This is a genomic window from Streptomyces coeruleoprunus, assembly GCF_039542925.1.
Taxonomy (GTDB): domain Bacteria; phylum Actinomycetota; class Actinomycetes; order Streptomycetales; family Streptomycetaceae; genus Streptomyces; species Streptomyces coeruleoprunus.
The window spans coordinates 1,698,255-1,716,951 of record NZ_BAABIT010000001.1 but is presented as its reverse complement, the minus strand read 5'-3'; the positions used below and the strand labels follow the sequence as shown (position 1 = coordinate 1,716,951).

13 protein-coding genes, 1 pseudogene and 1 riboswitch are annotated in these 18,697 nt (G+C 71.8%); of the genes and pseudogenes, 10 read left to right on the top strand and 4 right to left on the bottom strand.

Annotation, left to right across the window (positions count from 1 at the left end):
• Positions 1-85 precede the first annotated feature (85 nt).
• Complete coding sequence (locus tag ABEB09_RS07340; RefSeq protein WP_345688276.1) at positions 86-916, top strand: S1 family peptidase; 831 nt, start codon at positions 86-88, stop codon at positions 914-916.
• A gap of 135 nt (positions 917-1,051) precedes the next feature.
• Here ABEB09_RS07340 and ABEB09_RS07335 read toward each other — a convergent pair whose 3' ends face one another.
• Positions 1,052-1,282 (bottom strand): DUF7455 domain-containing protein, encoded by a 231-nt coding sequence (locus tag ABEB09_RS07335; RefSeq protein ID WP_023586158.1) that lies wholly within the window; start codon positions 1,280-1,282, stop codon positions 1,052-1,054.
• A gap of 437 nt (positions 1,283-1,719) precedes the next feature.
• On the opposite strand from ABEB09_RS07335, the gene ABEB09_RS07330 reads away from it, so the two are divergent.
• The 3 genes from ABEB09_RS07330 (at position 1,720) to ABEB09_RS07320 (ending at position 6,095) form a co-directional block, all read left to right on the top strand.
• Positions 1,720-3,837, top strand: a complete 2,118-nt coding sequence (locus ABEB09_RS07330; RefSeq protein WP_345688272.1) for a DNA gyrase/topoisomerase IV subunit B — start codon at positions 1,720-1,722, stop codon at positions 3,835-3,837.
• A 192-nt stretch (positions 3,838-4,029) separates the two neighbouring features.
• Positions 4,030-4,506 (top strand): DUF485 domain-containing protein, encoded by a 477-nt coding sequence (locus ABEB09_RS07325; protein ID WP_345688270.1) that lies wholly within the window; start codon positions 4,030-4,032, stop codon positions 4,504-4,506.
• Complete coding sequence (locus ABEB09_RS07320; RefSeq protein ID WP_345688268.1) at positions 4,503-6,095, top strand: solute symporter family protein; 1,593 nt, start codon at positions 4,503-4,505, stop codon at positions 6,093-6,095. Before ABEB09_RS07325 ends, ABEB09_RS07320 begins: the two co-directional genes overlap by 4 nt.
• A 262-nt stretch (positions 6,096-6,357) precedes the next feature.
• Here the strand turns inward: ABEB09_RS07320 and ABEB09_RS07315 are convergent.
• Positions 6,358-7,901 (bottom strand): annotated as a pseudogene (locus ABEB09_RS07315) (sensor histidine kinase).
• Positions 7,902-8,193: 292 nt separating this feature from the next.
• Here ABEB09_RS07315 and ABEB09_RS07310 point away from each other — a divergent pair.
• Entirely contained in the window at positions 8,194-9,375 is a 1,182-nt protein-coding gene (locus ABEB09_RS07310) for a CobW family GTP-binding protein (protein ID WP_345688266.1), read from the top strand.
• A 10-nt stretch (positions 9,376-9,385) separates the two neighbouring features.
• Positions 9,386-10,555: a DUF1266 domain-containing protein gene (locus tag ABEB09_RS07305; RefSeq protein ID WP_345688264.1), complete on the top strand. Its 1,170-nt coding sequence runs from the start codon at positions 9,386-9,388 to the stop codon at positions 10,553-10,555.
• 101 nt (positions 10,556-10,656) lie between these two features.
• On the opposite strand, the gene ABEB09_RS07300 is transcribed toward ABEB09_RS07305, so the two are convergent.
• A complete protein-coding gene (locus tag ABEB09_RS07300; RefSeq protein WP_345688262.1) occupies positions 10,657-13,110 on the bottom strand; it encodes a DNA gyrase/topoisomerase IV subunit A in 2,454 nt (817 codons plus the stop codon).
• A gap of 225 nt (positions 13,111-13,335) precedes the next feature.
• Here ABEB09_RS07300 and ABEB09_RS07295 point away from each other — a divergent pair, with 225 nt between their 5' ends.
• From ABEB09_RS07295 to ABEB09_RS07280, 4 genes are all read left to right on the top strand, one after another.
• On the top strand, positions 13,336-14,697 hold the full coding sequence (locus ABEB09_RS07295) for a M16 family metallopeptidase (RefSeq protein ID WP_345693867.1): 1,362 nt from the start codon (positions 13,336-13,338) through the stop codon (positions 14,695-14,697).
• 26 nt (positions 14,698-14,723) lie between these two features.
• Positions 14,724-16,091 carry a M16 family metallopeptidase gene (locus ABEB09_RS07290; RefSeq protein ID WP_345693866.1) on the top strand — a complete coding sequence of 456 codons (1,368 nt, stop codon included), beginning with the start codon at positions 14,724-14,726 and terminating at the stop codon, positions 16,089-16,091.
• Between the two features lie 244 nt (positions 16,092-16,335).
• A riboswitch (cyclic di-AMP (ydaO/yuaA leader) is annotated at positions 16,336-16,499 on the top strand.
• Positions 16,500-16,511: 12 nt separating this feature from the next.
• The gene (locus ABEB09_RS07285) at positions 16,512-17,294 is read left to right on the top strand and encodes a M23 family metallopeptidase (RefSeq protein WP_345688260.1); all 783 of its coding nucleotides are present in this window, start codon (positions 16,512-16,514) and stop codon (positions 17,292-17,294) included.
• A 236-nt stretch (positions 17,295-17,530) separates the two neighbouring features.
• The gene (locus ABEB09_RS07280) at positions 17,531-18,208 is read left to right on the top strand and encodes a GntR family transcriptional regulator (RefSeq protein WP_345688258.1); all 678 of its coding nucleotides are present in this window, start codon (positions 17,531-17,533) and stop codon (positions 18,206-18,208) included.
• 203 nt (positions 18,209-18,411) lie between these two features.
• Here ABEB09_RS07280 and ABEB09_RS07275 read toward each other — a convergent pair whose 3' ends face one another.
• Positions 18,412-18,693 carry an HPr family phosphocarrier protein gene (locus ABEB09_RS07275; protein WP_345688256.1) on the bottom strand — a complete coding sequence of 94 codons (282 nt, stop codon included), beginning with the start codon at positions 18,691-18,693 and terminating at the stop codon, positions 18,412-18,414.
• Positions 18,694-18,697: the final 4 nt, after the last annotated feature.

Sequence of the window (18,697 nt, the reverse complement as noted above, 5' to 3'; positions counted from 1 at the left end):
TGCGCGGGGGTGCGCGGGGCAGGCTGCTGGCTGACCCTGGGTGAACCGAATGCATCCCAGAGTCATCACGGAATCAGGAGGTCGTATGCGCCGTACGCGTCGTTCCCCCTACAGGAAGCGGCTCGGAGCCGTTGCCGTGGCCGCCGTGGCGGTGGCGTCGCCGCTGGTCCCACCCCTTCCCGCGGTCGCCGACAGCGTGGTCGTCGGGGGGCAGCCGACCAGCGCGTCGGACGCGCCCTGGGTGGTGGCGCTGTCCAGCCGTGACCGGTTCGGCGGTACGCGCTCCGGCCAGTTCTGCGGGGGCGTGCTGGTCGCGCCGACGAAGGTGGCGACCGCGGCGCACTGTCTGAGGGAGGACGTGCTCGGCGAGCGGCCGGGGGACATCCGGGACTTCAAGGTCATCGTCGGGCGCACGGAGCTGCACGGCTCCAAGGGGCAGGAGATCCCCGTGACCGGCGTCTGGACCCATCCGTCGTACGACCCGAAGTCCAACGCCCGGGACCTGGCCGTGCTGACCCTCGCCCGGGCCCTGCCCGCGGGATACGTGCTGCCGGTCGCGGAGGCCGGGGACGCGGTCCACCGGCCGGGCACGGAGGCCGCGGTCTACGGCTGGGGCGACACCACGGGGATCGGCACCTACGCCCACACGCTGCGCTCGGCGCGGGTGAGCGTACTGCCGGACGGGGCGTGCGCGCAGGCCTATCCCCAGGCCGGGGGCAGGACGGCGTACCAGTCGGACTCGATGCTGTGCGCCGGGGTTCCGCAGGGTGGGCGGGATGCCTGTCAGGGGGACAGCGGCGGGCCGCTCGTCGCGGACGGGCGGCTGGTGGGGCTGGTGTCCTGGGGGAGCGGCTGTGGGCGTGCGGACAGCCCCGGCGTGTACACCAAGGTGTCCGCGGTCATGCCGCGGATGTGAGGCGGGAGGTCCGCCACCTGCGGCGATGTCCGCAGGTACGCGGGTGCGAGAAACGGGCGGCCATCCCCGCGGTAGCGGGGGTGACCGCCCGTCCGCCGGTCGGGACCGGCTCGTGGCTCGTCGTGGATGCGCGTGTCAGCGGTCCTCGTCGGCTGCTCCGGCCGGCACGGTGGTGAGCCGGTCCGTCTCATCCTGTATTTCCGCGGCGATCTTCTTGAGTTCCGGCTCGAACTTGCGCCCGTGGTGGGCGCAGAAGAGCAGTTCGCCACCGCTGGTCAGCACGACGCGCAGATATGCCTGGGCGCCGCAGCGGTCGCAGCGGTCGGCGGCCGTCAGCGGGCTCGCGGGGGTCAGAACAGTAGTCACGTCGCCTCTTCTCTAGCTCGACGAGCTGTCGTACCAGGGTCAACATCCAACCAGCCCGAAAACGTTCCCGCTCGTGGCTTTTCCTCGAAACTTTTTCAAGGAGGCTGTCTGCTGCCGGTTGGCGGCGAATGAGCCGTATTGCTGTGTCGCTGTGCGTTACGGGTTTCGCGTTGCTTGTCTCGTATGTCCTCCCGGCCGGGTTGCCGGTTGTTCATGAGGACGTGCCCGGAGCCTAAATGGTTCATGCCTGGAAGGGAACGTGATGTCCACGTCACCCCATCGAGGGATCGAACACCCATGCGACTCTGGACTAGCATGAGTTTTCACGAGGGTGGCGTTACAACGGCTCTACCAGGCCTCTGTACCCTCGGACCGGCGACCGACGCCGAGCCCTACCCCCATGGGACAGAACCGAAATTCAGCGAGGAGCGAACCGCGTGACCGCCGAGACGTCCGTTCCGTCCAGTGCGCTGCTGACCGCAGACCGTGACGGTTCCAACTACACCGCGCGGCACCTGCTCGTACTCGAGGGTCTCGAGGCGGTCCGCAAGCGCCCCGGCATGTACATCGGGTCCACCGACAGCCGCGGCCTGATGCACTGCCTCTGGGAAATCATCGACAACTCCGTCGACGAGGCCCTCGGCGGGTACTGCGACCACATCGAGGTGATCCTCCACGACGACGGGTCGGTGGAGGTCCGGGACAACGGACGGGGCATCCCCGTCGACGTCGAGCCCAAGACGGGGCTGTCCGGCGTCGAGGTGGTCATGACCAAGCTGCACGCGGGCGGCAAGTTCGGCGGCGGCTCCTACGCCGCGTCCGGCGGTCTGCACGGCGTGGGGGCCTCCGTGGTCAACGCCCTGTCGGCGCGCCTCGACGTCGAGGTCGACCGGAGCAGCGCCACGCACGCGATCAGCTTCCGGCGCGGCGTGCCGGGCATCTTCACCGAGTCCGGCCCCGACGCCCCCTTCGACCCGGCCAACGGCCTGATCAAGGGCAAGCGCGTCCCCAGGACCCGCACCGGCACCCGCGTGCGGTACTGGGCGGATCGCCAGATCTTCCTCAAGGACGCCAAGCTCTCCCTGGAGACGCTGCACCAGCGCGCCCGGCAGACCGCCTTCCTGGTTCCCGGCCTCACGATCGTCGTCCGCGACGACCGCGACCTGGAGGGCGTGGGCAAGAGCCAGGAGATCTTCCGTTTCGACGGCGGCATCAGCGAGTTCTGCGAGTTCCTCGCGCAGGACAAGGCCGTCTGCGACGTGCTCCGCCTGACCGGCCAGGGCACCTTCAAGGAGACGGTGCCCGTCCTCGACGAGCGGGGCCACATGACCCCCACCGAGGTCACCCGCGAGCTGGGCGTCGACGTGGCGCTGCGCTGGGGCACGGGGTACGACTCCACGGTCAAGTCGTTCGTGAACATCATCGCCACCCCCAAGGGCGGCACCCACGTCACGGGCTTCGAGCGGGCCGTCACCAAGACCGTCAACGAGGTGCTGCGCGCCACCAAGCTGCTGCGCGTCGCCGAGGACGACATCGTCAAGGACGACGCCCTGGAGGGCCTGACGGCCGTGGTGACCGTGCGGCTGGCCGAGCCGCAGTTCGAGGGCCAGACCAAGGAGGTCCTCGGCACGTCGGCCGCCAACCGCATCGTCGCCAACGTCGTCGCCAAGGAACTGAAGGCCTTCCTGACCTCCACCAAGCGCGACGCCAAGGCCCAGGCCCGCGCCGTCCTGGAGAAGGCCGTCGCCGCGGCCCGCACGCGGATCGCCGCCCGCCAGCACAAGGAGGCGCAGCGCCGCAAGACCGCCCTCGAGTCGTCATCGCTGCCCGCCAAGCTGGCCGACTGCCGCAGCGACGACGTCGACCGCAGCGAACTGTTCATCGTCGAGGGCGACTCCGCGCTCGGCACGGCCAAGCTCGCCCGGAACAGTGAGTTCCAGGCGCTGCTGCCGATCCGCGGCAAGATCCTCAACGTCCAGAAGTCGTCCGTCTCCGACATGCTCAAGAACGCCGAGTGCGGAGCGATCATCCAGGTCATAGGGGCCGGTTCCGGCCGGACCTTCGACATCGACGCCGCGCGGTACGGCAAGATCGTGCTCCTCGTCGACGCCGACGTCGACGGCGCGCACATCCGCTGCCTCCTGCTGACGCTGTTCCAGCGCTACATGCGCCCGATGGTCGAGGCGGGCCGAGTGTTCGCGGCCGTCCCGCCGCTCCACCGGATCGAGCTGGTCCAGCCCAAGAAGGGCCAGGACAAGTACGTGTACACGTACTCGGACAGCGAGCTGCGCCAGACGCTGCTGGAGTTCCAGCGCAAGGGCGTCCGGTACAAGGACTCCATCCAGCGCTACAAGGGCCTCGGTGAGATGGACGCCGACCAGCTGGCGGAGACCACCATGGACCCGCGCCACCGCACGCTGCGCCGGATCAACATCGGCGACCTGGAGGCGGCCGAGCAGGTCTTCGACCTGCTCATGGGCAACGAGGTGGCGCCGCGCAAGGAGTTCATCACCAGCTCCGCGGCCACGCTGGACCGCTCCCGCATCGACGCCTGAGGCGCCCACCGGCACGGCCGGCGCCGACCGGCACACCCGAGTCCGGGCGGGTCCTGGAAAGGACCCGCCCATGAATCGGACCAAAGTCACCTAATGGGGTGAAGTGTGCCGGGAGAAGAGTCCGAGATCTTCCCGATCTGCCCATCCTTGGGCACGCGGCCGAAACGGTTCGCTGACAAGGAGAGTTGACCGGTGGAGAACTGGGACGGACTCGACGCCGCCGCGACGCGGATCGAAGACCCTTGGTACGACGCGCTGGCCTCCGGGTGGGGCGAGCTGGACGAGACGTCGGCGGCGGCCGGCGCGGCACCCCCCGCACCGCCCGCCCCCGCCCGGCCGCACAGCGCGGCCGACATCTACCGGGAGGTGCAGCGCAGCTCCGCCTTCCAGCAGGTGCGCAGCCGCTACCGCCGGTTCGTCGTACCGGCCGGCCTCGCCTTCCTCGGCTGGTACCTCGCGTACGTCGTCGCGGCCACGGCCGCGCCCGAGTTGATGGCCCGCCGCGTCGTGGGCGCGGTGAACGTGGCCATGCTGGCGGGCCTGGGCCAGTTCCTCACCACCTTCGCGCTGACCTGGGCGTACACCCGCCACGCCCGCGTGCACCGCGACAGCGCCGCCCTCGAACTGCGGTGGGACACCCAGGAGATGACGCGGGGGGTGGACCGTTGAGCGGTGACCACCAGACCCTGGCGCTGCTGCTGTTCAGCGCCTTCGTCGCGGTGACTCTCGCGATCACGACCTGGGCCAGCCGCAAACGGCACGGCTCCGCCGAGGAGTTCTACGCCGGGGGCCGCCTCTTCTCACCCATGGAGAACGGTTTCGCCATCGCGGGCGACTACATGTCCGCCGCCTCCTTCCTCGGCATCTCCGGACTGATCGCCCTCCACGGGTACGACGGCATGCTGTACTCCGTCGGCTTCCTCGTGGCCTGGCTGGTGGTGCTGTTCTTCGTCGCCGAACTCGTCCGCAACTGCGGCCGTTTCACCCTCGCCGACGTGATCGCCGCCCGCATGGGCGAGCGCAGGATCCGTACCGCCGTGGGAACTTCCTCGGTCACCGTGTCCGTTCTCTATCTGGTGGCGCAGATGGTCGGTGCGGGGAGCCTCGTCGCGCTGCTGCTGGGCGGTACGAGCGACGCGGCACGCTCCTGGACCGTCGTCGGCGTGGGCGCGCTGATGGTGTTCTACGTATCGCTGGGCGGCATGCGGGCCACGACGTGGATCCAGATCGTCAAGGCCGTCCTGCTGATGACCGGGGCGCTGGCCCTCACCGCGCTCGTCCTGCTGCGCTTCCACGGTGACGTCAACCAGCTGCTCAACACGGCGGCCGGGCGCAGCGGGCACGGCCGGGACTTCCTGAGCCCCGGCCTCAAGTACGGCGGCGGCTGGACGGCCCGGCTGGACTTCATCAGCCTGGGGCTCGCCCTGGTGCTGGGCACCGCCGGGCTGCCGCACATCCTGTCCCGCTTCTACACCGTGCCGACCGCCCGCTCCGCCCGCCGCTCGGTCGTCTGGTCCATCGGTCTCATCGGCAGCTTCTACCTGATGACGATCGTCCTCGGCTTCGGTGCCGCGGCCGTCCTCGGCACCGGCGCGGTACGGGAGTCCAACGCGGCGGGCAACACCGCCGTCCCGCTCCTCGCCCTCGACCTCGGCGGGGGAGCGGGGTCCACCGGCGGTACGGTCCTGTTCGCCGTCGTCGCCGCCGTGGCCTTCGCGACGATCCTGGCCGTCGTCGCGGGCATCACCCTCGCGTCGTCCGCCTCCGTCGCGCACGACCTGTACGCGTCGTTCAGCCGCGGCCGGGCCCGGCAGTACAGCGAGGTCGCCGTCGCCCGTGTGTCCGCGGCCGCGATCGGGGCCGTCGCCATCGGGCTCGGGCTGTTGGCACAGGACCTGAATGTGGCGTTCCTCGTCGGCCTGGCCTTCGCCGTGGCCGCGTCCGCGAACCTGCCCGTCCTCGTGTACTCGCTGTTCTGGCGGAACTTCACCTCGCGCGGCGCCGTGTGGTCCGTGTACGGGGGGCTGGTGCCCGCCGTGCTGCTCGTGCTGTTCTCGCCGGTGGTGTCCGGCAGCCCCGAGGCGCTGTTCCCGGGCGTCGACTTCCATGTCTTCCCGCTCCAGAACCCCGGCGTGGTCTCCATCCCGCTGGGCTTCCTCGCCGGCTGGTTCGGCACGGTGACCTCACCGGAACCCCCGGACGACGCCCGCCACGCGGAAATGGAGGTCCGCGCTCTCACCGGCGCGGGCGCGGTCTGACGCGGCTGTCCGACGCGGCGGCCCGATGGGCCGCCCGGCGCGGCCGCCCGGCGGCGCCGCAGCCCGCCTGCGCCGCGCCCGCTGAGGCTTCGCCGCGGCCGTCAGCGTCGCGTCCACTGCGGCCTCGCCGCACTGGTCGCGGCTTCCTCGGGGCGCCCGCCGCCTCGCTGTAGCCGCCGGCGCCGCGCCGACCGCTACCGCCGCCTCGCTGTACCTGCCGGCGTCGCGCCCGCCGCGGCCTCGCCGGGCATCCCGCCGGGCGCTACGACTCCTCCGTCAGCGCCTCCGGCAGGACCACCGTGAATTCCGCGCCGCCGCCCACCGCGGCCGTGACGCGCGCCGTGCCACCGTGGCGTTCCGCGAGGCGGCGTACCAGGGCCAGGCCCAGGCCGCGTCCGCCTCCGTGGGCCGGGCGGACCTTGGTCGACCAGCCCTCGGTGAAGACCGCCTCGCGGCGCTCCTCCGGGATGCCCGGCCCGCTGTCCGCCACCCGCAGCACCGTCGTACGACCCCGCGCCGCCAGCTCCACCTCGATCCACGCGTCCGCCGAGCCGACGGCCGCGTCCAGGGCGTTGTCGACCAGGTTGCCGATCACCGTCACCAGCTCGCGCGGCTCGACCAGCCGGTCGGGCAGCAGCGACCCCGGCGCGATGCGCAGCGCGACGCCCCGCTCCGCCGCCACCGTCGCCTTGCCCACCAGCAGGGCCGCCACCAGGGGATCGTGCACCTTCTCGGTGACCTGCTCGGCGGTCGCCCGGTGCACGCCCGCCACCTCGGTGATGAACTCCACCGCCTCCTCGTGGAGCCCCAGTTCCAGCAGCCCGAGCAGCGTGTGCAGCCGGTTCGCGTGCTCGTGGTCCTGCGCCCGCAGCGCGTCGATCAGCCCGCGCGTGGCGTCCAGCTCGCGTCCCAGCCGCTCCAGCTCAGTCCGGTCCCGCAGCGTGGCGACGGCGCCCCCGTCGTCGGTCGGCATCCGGTTGGCCACCAGCACCCGCTGCCCGCGCACCGTCACCAGGTCCTGGCCCGCCGCCCGCCCGGCCAGCACGTCCGTCGTACGGCTCGCCCCCAGCACCTCGTCCAGGAGCCCGCCCGTGACCTCCGGCCCCAGGCCCAGCAGCCGCTGCGCCTCGTCGTTGATCAGCCGGATGCGGCCCGTCCGGTCGAGGGCGACGACACCCTCGCGGATCCCGTGGAGCATCGCCTCCCGCTCGGCGAGCAGCGCGGAGATGTCCGAGAACGCCAGGTCACGCGTCTGCCGCTGGATGCGCCGGGAGATCAGCCAGGCCGCCAGCGCCCCCACGGCCAACGCACCGCCCGCGTACGCGAGCAGTCCCGGGATCGCCCCGAGGAACCGGTCGCGCACACTCTCGTAGGCGATGCCGACCGACACCGCGCCGACGATCTCGCCCCCGCTGCCGCGCAGCGGCACCTTGCCGCGGGCCGTGCGGCCGAGTGTGCCGCTGTCGATCTCCATCACGGTCCGGCCGGACAGGGCCTCGCTGGGGTCCGTGGAGACCAGCCCGCCGATCTTTCCGGTGTCCGGATGCGACCAGCGGATCCCGCGCACGTCCATGACCACCACGTACTCGGCGCCGGTGGCGAGCCGGATCCGCTCTGCCTCTGCCTGCACGGCCCGCGCGGCGTCGGCGGCGTGCCCAGCACGTCCGTGGCCGTGCGCGGAGACGCCGCCGTCTGCGCGATCGCCAGCGCCCTGCGCATCGCCTGGTCGTCCAGTTGCGCGCTCAGCGGCGCCAGGAAGAGCCCGGTGGCCAGGATCGTCACCCCGGCGGCGATCGCCAGCTGCATCGCCAGCACCTGGGAGAACACCCTCCTCGGCCGTACCGACCACCGCCGCTGCCGCCCTGGGGCGCCCTGCGGCACCGGACGCGCGCGATCGGCGGTGGTCCCGGGGGACGAAGGGGCAGAAGACGCCGATGGGGCCGAAGAGGCCGAAGGCGTCGATACGGGGCTCATGGCCGGAAACGGTAGATGGCCCGGCCGCCGCTGGGAATGGCCGCCGTCACGTCGTGCGCACCTGCTTATCCTGAGTGACCGGCAGCGACCCGTCGTCCCGGCCGCCGAGCGAGAAAGGTGCCCCTTGAGCGCGCAGCAGATTCCCGTCGTCGTCCTCGCGGGATTCCTGGGGTCCGGCAAGACCACCCTGCTCAACCACCTCCTGCGCAGCGCGCGCGGCACCCGCATCGGCGTCATGGTCAACGACTTCGGGTCCATCGAGATCGACGCCATGACCGTCGCCGGACAGGTCGGCTCGACCGTCTCCCTCGGCAACGGCTGTCTGTGCTGCGCCGTCGACGCCGGCGAACTCGACACGTACCTGGAGACCCTGACCAGGCCCTCGACGCGCCTCGACGTCATCGTCATCGAGGCCAGCGGCCTCGCCGAGCCGCAGGAGCTGGTGAGGATGATCCTCGCCAGCGACAACGACCGCATCGTCTACGGGGGCCTCGTCCAGGTCGTCGACGCCGCCGAGTTCGACGCGACCCGCACCCGCCACCCCGAGACCGACCGGCACCTCGGGATCGCCGACCTCGTCGTCGTCAACAAGGCGGACCGCGTCGGCGACGAGGAGCTGCGCCGCGTCCGCTCCATCGTCGCCGGGCTCGCCGACCGCGCCGCGGTGATCAGCGCCTCGTACGGGCGGATCGACCCCGAGCTGCTCTTCGACCACGCCGTCCGCGACCTCGACGCCAGGGGAGCCCGCCAGCTCTCCTTCGAGGACCTGTACGCCGAGGCGTACGAGGCCGAGCACCACCACGACCACCCGCACACCGCGTACGACACGGTCTCCTTCACCGCCGGCCGGCCCCTGCACCCGCGCCGGCTCATGGACTTCCTCGACTCCCGGCCCGAGGGGCTGTACCGGATCAAGGGCTTCGTCGACTTCGGCGAGGCCGATCCCGCGAACCGGTACACGGTGCACGCCGTGGGCCGCTTCCTGCGCTTCTACCCGCAGCCCTGGCCGGTCGGCGAGCCGCGCCTGACCCAGCTCGTGCTCATCGGCTCGGGAACCGATGGCGAGGCCCTGCACAAGGCCCTGGACGCCTGCCAGGTGGCCGGCGCGCACGACGCGCCGGAGGAGCACGCCATGTGGGGCGTCCTGCGCTACGTACCCGACCCGGGGCAGGAGGCCACCGAACGCCGACGCGAAGAAACCTGGCAGGGACAGACCTGGGAGGAAGAACCCTGGCGGGAAGAGCCCTGGCAGGAAGAACCCTGGCAGGAAGAACCCGCCCCCGGGCAGGGGCCGGAGTCTTCATAAGATCATCTCCGTGACGACGGGGAGGATCACGGGACAGGGCTGGACCCCACCCACCGAAGCCGAACGGCTGCTCCACGAGGCGGGCCTGCGCGGCGACATCGAGGCGCAGCTCGGCGTGCTGGCTGCGGAGGGGCTGTACATCGGGCAGCCGCGGCACGAGGTCGATGCCCAGCCGGGCATCGTCCGCTGGCGCGCGATCAAGGACCCCGTGTCCCGGCGGATCTGCCGGCCCGTCCTGACGCGCGGCATGCTGCCGCCCTGGCATCCCGACTGGGTGTTCCACCGGGTGAGCCTCGAATGGGCGGCCCGCTTCGACTGGTCCGGCCGCAAGCAGTGGCTCGGCGTCAACCTCGGCACGCCCGTCGCTCTCTACCTGCCGACCTCGCCGCACGACCGGGGTCTGTGGAGCAGCTGCCACGCCCGGACCGCACACGACGCGACGGAGAACCGCCTCTCCGCCCTGCGCACCGGCCCGCTCTACGGCCCGCTCGCGTACGGGCTCGCCTGCGGCGCGCACCTCGCCGTCACCAACGGCGTGCCGTGGAACGAGGTGGGGACGGTCTGGCACGAGTACGAGGAGGACCGCGCGTCGCTGCGCCGGTCCTGGGGCATCACGGACCACGCCGGCTGGCGGGAACAGCTCGACGCCCTGCTCGACTTCGCCAACAGCCCGCCGCAGCCCGACTACGCGCTGTGGGTGCGCGAGCAGCTCCGCCGCGACAGGGGCGAACTGCCTCCCGGCGACCTGTGGCGGGAGACCGCCGCCGGGACCCTCCACGACCGGGGCGCGCCGCCGGACGCGGTGACGGAGATGGAGCAGCTGGTGCGGCGCATCATGCGGTACGAGGCCCGGTTCCGGGCGGACGGGCTGCTGCCGGAGGACGGCTGGGTCACCACCACCTCCGCCTACGACTACGGGCGGGCCGTGTGTCTGGCCCGCTGGGGGCTGGCGGCCCGCCACTGCGCCCCGTACGAGGCCGAGCAGGCCATCGTGCACGCGGGCGCACTCAGCAAGGCCGCCTACCGCTCCTGGGAGGCGTTCTCCGCGGGATACGTCCTCGGCAGGGTGCTGCGCTTCGACGACGAGGAGTACGGCCCCTTCTACGAAGGCGCGCTCACCGCCCACCGGCTGCTGACCGAGCACGAGGGCAGCCCCTGGCGGAACATCCCCTGGAGCTGACGCCCCAGGGGACCGTGCCGACGCACCGCGCCACGACGACGCGCCGTCCTGCGACAGCGCGCCGCCCTACGACGACGCGCCGCCCTACGACGACGCGCGCCCTACGACGCCGGGCTCGCCAGCACCGCGACCGGCTTCGGCAGCGGGGAGCCCGAGCCGTCACGCCGCGGGTCCACGTCCGGCAGCTCCACCGGAGCGCCGTTCTTCTGCGCCGCCCGCGCCGGCGACGCGCCCGCCCAGGCCAGCACCAGCACGTCCTCGCCCTTCAGGAACCGCTGGCAACGGACACCGCCCGTCGCCCGGCCCTTGCGCGGGTACTGGTCGAACGGCGTCAGCTTCGCCGACGTACCCGCCGACGCGTCCAGCGTGCCGGTCGCGCCCGCCACCGTGAACACCACCGCGTCCGCCGCCGGGTCCACCGCGGTGAACGAGATCACCTCGGCGCCCGCCGCCAGCTTGATCCCGGCCATACCGCCCGCCGGGCGGCCCTGCGGACGCACCTGCGACGCCTGGAAGCGCAGCAGCTGGGCGTCCGACGTGATGAAGACCAGGTCCTCCTCGCCCGTCCGCAGCTCCGTCGCGCCCACGATCCGGTCACCCTCCTTGAGGCTGATGACCTCCAGCTCCTCCTTGTTCGCCGGGTAGTCCGGCACCACGCGCTTCACGACGCCCTGGAGCGTGCCCAGCGCCAGACCCGGCGACGACTCGTCGAGCGTCGTCAGGCACACGACCCTCTCGTCCTTCTCCAGCGTCAGGAACTCCGACAGCGGGGCACCGCCCGACAGGTTCGGCGCGCCCGCCGTGTCCGGCATCTGCGGCAGGTCGATCACCGAGATGCGCAGCAGGCGCCCGGCGGAGGTCACCGCGCCCACGTCGCCGCGCTGCGTCGCCGGCACCGACGACACGATGACGTCGTGCTTCGTGCGCCTGCCGTCGCCCTCCGGCAGCGGCTCGCCCGACGCCGTACGCGCCAGCAGCCCCGTCGACGACAGCAGCACCCGGCACGGGTCGTCCGCGACCTCCAGCGGCACGGCCGCCGCGGGCGCCCCGGCCGACTCCAGCAGCACCGTGCGCCGCTCCGTGCCGAACTTCTTCGCCACCGCGGCCAGTTCGGAGGAGACGAGCTTGCGCAGCTCGGCGTCCGAGTCGAGGATGCGCGTCAGCTGCTCGATCTCCTCGTTCAGCCGGTCGCGCTCGCTCTCCAGCTCCAGGCGGTCGAACTTGGTGAGCCGGCGCAGCGGCGTGTCCAGGATGTACTGCGTCTGGATCTCGCTCAGACCGAACCGCTCGATCAGGCGCTCCTTCGCCTGCGCCGAGTTGTCGCTCGACCGGATCAGGCGGATGACCTCGTCGATGTCGAGGAGCGCGACGAGCAGGCCCTCCACGAGGTGGAGCCGGTCCTGCTTCTTGCCGCGGCGGAACTCGCTGCGCCGCCGCACCACCTCGAAGCGGTGGTCGAGGTAGACCTCCAGCAGTTCCTTCAGGCCCAGGGTGACCGGCTGGCCGTCCACGAGCGCCACATTGTTGATGCCGAAGGACTCCTCCATCGGCGTCAGCTTGTACAGCTGCTCCAGCACGGCCTCGGGGATGAAGCCGTTCTTGATCTCGATGACCAGGCGCAGCCCGTGCTCGCGGTCCGTGAGGTCCTTCACATCGGCGATGCCCTGGAGCTTCTTGGAGGAGACCAGGTCCTTGATCTTGGCGATGACCTTCTCCGGGCCGACCGTGAAGGGCAGCTCGGTGACGACGAGGCCCTTGCGGCGGGCCGTGACGTTCTCCACGGTCGCCGTCGCGCGGATCTTGAACGTGCCACGGCCCGACTCGTACGCGTCGCGGATGCCCGACAGGCCCACGATCCGGCCACCGGTCGGCAGATCCGGGCCCGGCACGAACCGCATCAGCGTGTCCAGGTCGGCGCCCGGGTGCCTGATCAGGTGCCGGGCGGCGGCGATCACCTCGCCCAGGTTGTGCGGCGGCATGTTGGTGGCCATGCCGACCGCGATGCCGGACGCGCCGTTGACCAGCAGGTTCGGGAAGGCGGCGGGCAGGGCGACCGGCTCGCGCTCCTGTCCGTCGTAGTTCGGCACGAAGTCGACCGTGTTCTCGTCGATCGACTCGGTCATCAGCGACGTCGCGTCCGCCATCCGGCACTCGGTGTACCGCATGGCCGCCGGCGGGTCGTCGTTGCCGAGCGAGCCGAAGTTGCCGTGGCCGTCGACGAGCGGCAGCCGCATCGAGAACGGCTGTGCCATGCGGACCAGGGCGTCGTAGATCGACGCGTCGCCGTGCGGGTGGAGCTTGCCCATCACCTCGCCGACGACGCGGGCGCACTTGACGAAGCCGCGCTCGGGACGCAGCCCCATCTCGTTCATCTGGTACACGATCCGGCGGTGTACCGGCTTCATGCCATCACGCGCGTCCGGCAGGGCCCGGGAGTAGATCACCGAGTACGCGTACTCGAGGAAGGAGCCCTGCATTTCGTCGACGACGTCGATGTCGAGGATCCGCTCCTCGAAATCGTCGGACGGCGTGGTCTTCGTGCTGCGGCGGGCCATCGCTGCTGCGGCTCCTTCACCAACAAGGTTGATCTGACGCGGACCATTGTGGACCGTCCCACTGACAGCACCGACCGCGACCCGGGGGCTTCCCGGAAGCGTGGCGGGGAAGGCACGACCCGGAAGGGGGACGCGGGCCGCCGCCGGGAACTTCCCGGGACGTCGGTGCGCTTGCATACAGTGGCAGGACTTTTCCATGACGCGATCGAAGGGACGTACATGCCCATGGGTCACACGGCCACAGCCCAGGCCGGCTCCGGCGGCCTGACAGCGACCGAGCACCGGCTGGCCAACGGCCTGCGCGTGGTGCTCTCCGAGGACCACCTGACCCCGGTCGCCGCGGTCTGCCTCTGGTACGACGTCGGCTCGCGCCACGAGGTCAAGGGCCGCACCGGCCTCGCCCACCTCTTCGAGCACCTGATGTTCCAGGGTTCGAAGCAGGTCCAGGGCAACGGCCACTTCGAGCTGGTCCAGGGCGCCGGCGGGTCGCTCAACGGCACGACCAGCTTCGAGCGCACCAACTACTTCGAGACGATGCCCGCCCACCAGCTGGAGCTGGCGCTCTGGCTCGAGGCCGACCGCATGGGCTCCCTGCTCGCCGCGCTCGACGACGAGTCCATGGAGAACCAGCGGGACGTCGTCAAGAACGAGCGCCGCCAGCGGTACGACAACGTGCCGTACGGCACCGCCTTCGAGCGGCTGACCGCCATGGCCTACCCGGACGGCCACCCCTACCACCACACGCCGATCGGCTCCATGGCCGACCTGGACGCCGCCACCCTCGAGGACGCGCGGAACTTCTTCCGTACGTACTACGCGCCGAACAACGCGGTCCTCTCGGTCGTCGGCGACATCGACCCCGAGCAGACCCTCGCCTGGATCGAGAAGTACTTCGGCTCCATCCCGACGCACGACGGCAAGGCCGCGCCGCGCGACGGCACGCTGCCCGACATCATCGGCGAGCAGCTCCGCGAGGTCGTCGAGGAGGAGGTCCCGGCCCGCGCCCTGATGGCCGCCTACCGGCTCCCGCACGACGGCACGCGCGCGTGCGACGCCGCCGACCTGGCGCTCACCATCCTCGGCGGCGGCGAGTCGTCCCGCCTCCACAACCGGCTCGTCCGCCACGACCGCACCGCCGTCGCCGCCGGCTTCGGCCTGCTGCGGCTCGCCGGCGCGCCCTCGCTCGGCTGGCTGGACGTGAAGACGTCGGCCGGTGTCGAGGTCCCGGACATCGAGACGGCCGTCGACGACGAGCTGGCCCGCTTCGCCGCCGAGGGCCCCACGGCGGAGGAGATGGAGCGCGCCCAGGCCCAGCTGGAGCGCGAGTGGCTGGACCGGCTCGGCACGGTCGCGGGCCGCGCCGACGAACTGTGCCGGTACGCCGTGCTCTTCGGCGACCCGCAGCTGGCGCTCACGGCCGTCCAGCGGGTCCTGGAAATCACCGCCGACGAGGTGCAGGCCGTCGCCGCGGCACGGCTGCGCCCCGACAACCGGGCCGTCCTCGTCTACGAGCCCCTCACCGCCGAGAACGACCACGAGACCGGCACCGACACCGACAGCGACCAGGAAGAGGGAGCGGACCAGTGACCGACGCTGCCGTGTCTCTGACCAGCATGGAGTTCCACCCGCAGCCCCAGCCCGGCACCCCGCGGCCCTGGGCCTTCCCGGCGCCCGAGCGGGGCACGCTCGACAACGGCCTGACCGTGCTGCGCTGCCACCGTCCGGGCCAGCAGGTCGTGGCCGTCGAGATCATCCTCGACGCCCCGCTCGACGCCGAGCCCGAGGGCCTGGACGGCGTCGCCACGATCATGGCGCGCGCCCTGTCCGAGGGCACCGACAAGCACTCCGCCGAGGAGTTCGCCGCCGAGCTGGAGCGCTGCGGCGCCACCCTCGACGCGCACGCCGACCACCCGGCCGTACGGGTCTCCCTGGAGGTGCCGGCCTCCCGGCTGGCCAAGGCCATGGGCCTGCTCGCCGAGGCGCTCAGCGCCCCCGCCTTCGCCGACAGCGAGGTCGACCGCCTGGTCCGCAACCGTCTCGACGAGATCCCGCACGAGACGGCGAACCCGGCCCGCCGCGCCGCCAAGCAGCTCTACGCCGATCTGTTCCCGGCCACCGCGCGCATGTCCCGGCCCCGCCAGGGCTCCGAGGAGACCGTCGCCCGGATCGACTCCGCGGCCGTACGGGCCTTCTACGAGGCCCACGTCCGCCCCGCCACGGCCACCGCCGTCGTGGTCGGCGACCTGACCGGAATCGATCTCGACACGGTGCTCGCGGACACCCTCGGCACCTGGACCGGCGACGCGGGCCGGGCCCGGACGGTTTCGCCCATCACCGCCGACGACACCGGCCGGGTCATCATCGTGGACCGCCCCGGTGCCGTGCAGACGCAGCTGCTCATCGGCCGTATCGGGGCCGACCGGCACGACCGCGTCTGGCCCGCGCAGGTGGTCGGCACGTACTGCCTGGGCGGGACGCTCACCTCGCGCCTCGACCGTGTGCTGCGCGAGGAGAAGGGCTACACGTACGGCGTGCGCGCCTTCGGCCAGGTCCTGCGCTCGACCGCGGACGGCACGGGCGCGTCGCTCCTCGCCATCAGCGGCTCGGTGGACACGCCCAACACGGGGCCGGCGCTGGACGATCTGTGGAAGGTGCTGCGCACCCTGGCCGCCGAGGGCCTGACGGACGCCGAGCGCGACGCGGCCGTGCACAACCTGGTGGGCGTGGCCCCGCTCAAGTACGAGACGGCCGCCTCCGTCGCCGGGACGCTCGCCGACCAGGTCGAGCAGCAGCTGCCGGACGACTTCCAGGCGCAGCTGTACGTCCGGCTGGCCGAGACCGGCACGGTGGAGGCAACGGCGGCGGCCGTCAACGCCTTCCCGGTCGACCGTCTGGTCACCGTGCTCGTGGGTGACGCGGCGCAGATCAAGGAGCCGGTCGAGGCGCTGGGCATCGGCGAAGTGACCGTCGTGACGGGCTGATCGGCCAAGACCCGGCCTCTCAGGCGGAAACCGGCCGTACAGAACCGGCCGTACGGAACCCCGGCATCCACACGGATGCCGGGGTTCCGTTTGTGCGGACGCATATGTCCGTTTTATTGGGGACGTTGGGTGTCTGCCCTGTGGCGTGCGCTACAAAAAACCGTGTCCGTTTGGTGATTGAAAGATCAGCCGCCTAACGTCTCAGGCGCTGCCCGCCCGTTGCACGCGCCGCATCCGCGGCATCGGGCAGCGATCGCCGAATCCCCGCAGGGCGCGAGCCCGGGGAGCCGGGGACCCACCGTCCCCTGGGGTGAATCGGACGCCTTCGCACCCGTGCGGAGGGGTCCGTAGGAGACCTTCCTGCTCCGAACCCGTCAGCTAACCCGGTAGGCGAGAGGGAAGGAAAGGACCAGCCCCTTCATGGCGTTCACCCGTGCCACCGGGAAGCACCGTGCCCCCAGCCGTCTGAGCCGTACGAGCGCGCACGCCGCCGGCGTCGCGGCCCTCGCCACCACCGGCGTGATCGGCACCCTCACTTCCCCGGCACTCGCGGCCGACGCGAACGTCCAGGCCCTCGAGGACACGGGCCTCAACCCGGCCGTCACGACGCAGGAACTGGCCGACCAGGTCGAGGTCCAGGCCGCCGCCCAGGAGCAGGCCGCCGAGGAGGCGGAGCTGCACGAGCGCATCCAGGCCCGCGCCGAGGCCGAGGCCAAGCGCCTGGCCGAGGCCCGCGCCAAGGAGGCCCGCGCCGAGAAGGAGCGCGCCGACCGCGAGGCCGAGCGCAAGCGCCTGCTCTCCTTCCAGCTCCCCGTCGCCGGCTCGTACGTGAGCACCTCCTACCAGGCCGGCGGCTCCCTGTGGTCCTCCGGCAGCCACTCCGGCGTCGACTTCCACGCCGCCTACGGCTCCACCGTCGTCTCCGTCGGCATGGGCACCGTCGTCGAGGCGGGCTGGGGCGGCGCCTACGGCAACAACGTCGTGATCCGGATGCACGACGGCACGTACACGCAGTACGGCCACCTCGCCTCGGTCACGGTCTCGGTCGGCCAGACGGTCAGCCCGGGCCAGCAGATCGGCGTCTCCGGCTCCACCGGCAACTCCACCGGGCCGCACCTCCACTTCGAGGCCCGCACGAGCGCCGAGTACGGCTCGGACATCGACCCCGTCTCCTACCTCCGGGCGCGCGGCGTCGCCCTCTGACGGCCGTCCCGACGGTTCCCTGAACCGTCGTCCCCGCCTTCCTGTCCGAAGACCCCGGCTCCCGAGCCGGGGTCTTCGCATATGGACCCGCCGGATCTCCGCCAAAACTGACCAAAAAAATCGCCCCGGATTCCCGGTCGGCATCGGAAATTGCGCTCCATTGCAATAGAGTCACCGAACAGCGTCGAACGGGGGACGTTTCGCGCGGATTGAGCGGCTCGATTCGGAGGTTCGGTATGCGCGTGCCAGCGCACTCGGTATGCACGGCGATCCGCGACGACATCGTCTCCGGGGTGCTCCCGCGCGGCAGCCGGCTCACCGAGGAGCAACTGGCGCGCCGGTACGGCGTCTCCCGCGTCCCGGTCCGCGAGGCGCTGCGCACGCTGGAGTCGGAGGGCTTCGTCACCTCCCGCAGGCACGCCGGCGCCTGTGTCGCCGAGCCGACCGAGCAGGAGGCCGCCGACCTGCTGGAGATGCGCACCCTGCTGGAGCCGCTGGGCGCCGCACGGGCCGCCCAGCGGCGCACGGACGCACACCTGAAGGTCCTGCGGGGCCTGGTCAGGCTGGGCCAGGAGCGGGCCAGGCGCGGCCAGGCGGAGGACCTGCGGTCGCTGGACGGCTGGTTCCACGAGACGCTCGCCCAGGCCTCCGGCAGCCCCGGCCTCACCGCGCTCCTCACCCAGCTCCGGCACAAGATCGCCTGGATGTACGCCGTGGACCACCCGGCCCAGCCGGTGGAGGCGTGGGCGGAACACGGCGCCATCGTCGACGCGGTGGCGCGCGGGGACTCCGAGCGGGCCAGGTCGCTCACCGCGCAGCACGCCGAGCGCTGGATCGGTGCCCACCGGCTGCGCCGCCCCGGCATCGTGAGGACTTCGCAACATCCCGTAAACACCGCGGGCTCACGCAATTAACAGCGGCGCCGTATACAAAAGAAGCAGCAAACGGGGAGTCTTATTCTGCTGCCCAAAAACAGGGGCTCCCGCAATTGTCGTGCCGGTCGAAATACCCGCTGGGTGCGGGGTGCGTCCGGAAAAGCGGTGGAAAACGACGGAGCCGCACCCCGGGATTCGGGGTGCGGCTCCGTGGTCGAGCGGGGGTGACCCGCCGGACTGTCTCAGACGGTCTCGGGCAGCTCTTCGAGGCCCTCGGCGACCAGCTTCGCCAGGCGGTCGAGGGCGACCTCCGCGCCCTCGGCGTCCGAAGCCAGCACGATCTCCTCGCCGCCCTGCGCGCCCAGGCCGAGCACCGCGAGCATCGACGCGGCGTTGACCGGGTTGCCGTCGGCCTTGGCGATCGTCACGGGGACGCCGGCGGCCGTGGCGGCACGGACGAAGATGGAGGCGGGGCGGGCGTGCAGGCCCTCGGCCCAACCGACGTTGACGCGGCGCTCAGCCATGGTG

Coding starts and splice junctions, on each gene's coding strand:
- ABEB09_RS07340 (WP_345688276.1), top strand. CDS start 86: ATGCGCCGTACGCGTCGTTCCCCCTACAGGAAGCGGCTCGGAGCCGTT.
- ABEB09_RS07300 (WP_345688262.1), bottom strand. CDS start 13,110: ATGGCCCGCCGCAGCACGAAGACCACGCCGTCCGACGATTTCGAGGAG.
- ABEB09_RS07295 (WP_345693867.1), top strand. CDS start 13,336: ATGGGTCACACGGCCACAGCCCAGGCCGGCTCCGGCGGCCTGACAGCG.
- ABEB09_RS07290 (WP_345693866.1), top strand. CDS start 14,724: ATGGAGTTCCACCCGCAGCCCCAGCCCGGCACCCCGCGGCCCTGGGCC.
- ABEB09_RS07285 (WP_345688260.1), top strand. CDS start 16,512: ATGGCGTTCACCCGTGCCACCGGGAAGCACCGTGCCCCCAGCCGTCTG.
- ABEB09_RS07280 (WP_345688258.1), top strand. CDS start 17,531: ATGCGCGTGCCAGCGCACTCGGTATGCACGGCGATCCGCGACGACATC.
- ABEB09_RS07275 (WP_345688256.1), bottom strand. CDS start 18,693: ATGGCTGAGCGCCGCGTCAACGTCGGTTGGGCCGAGGGCCTGCACGCC.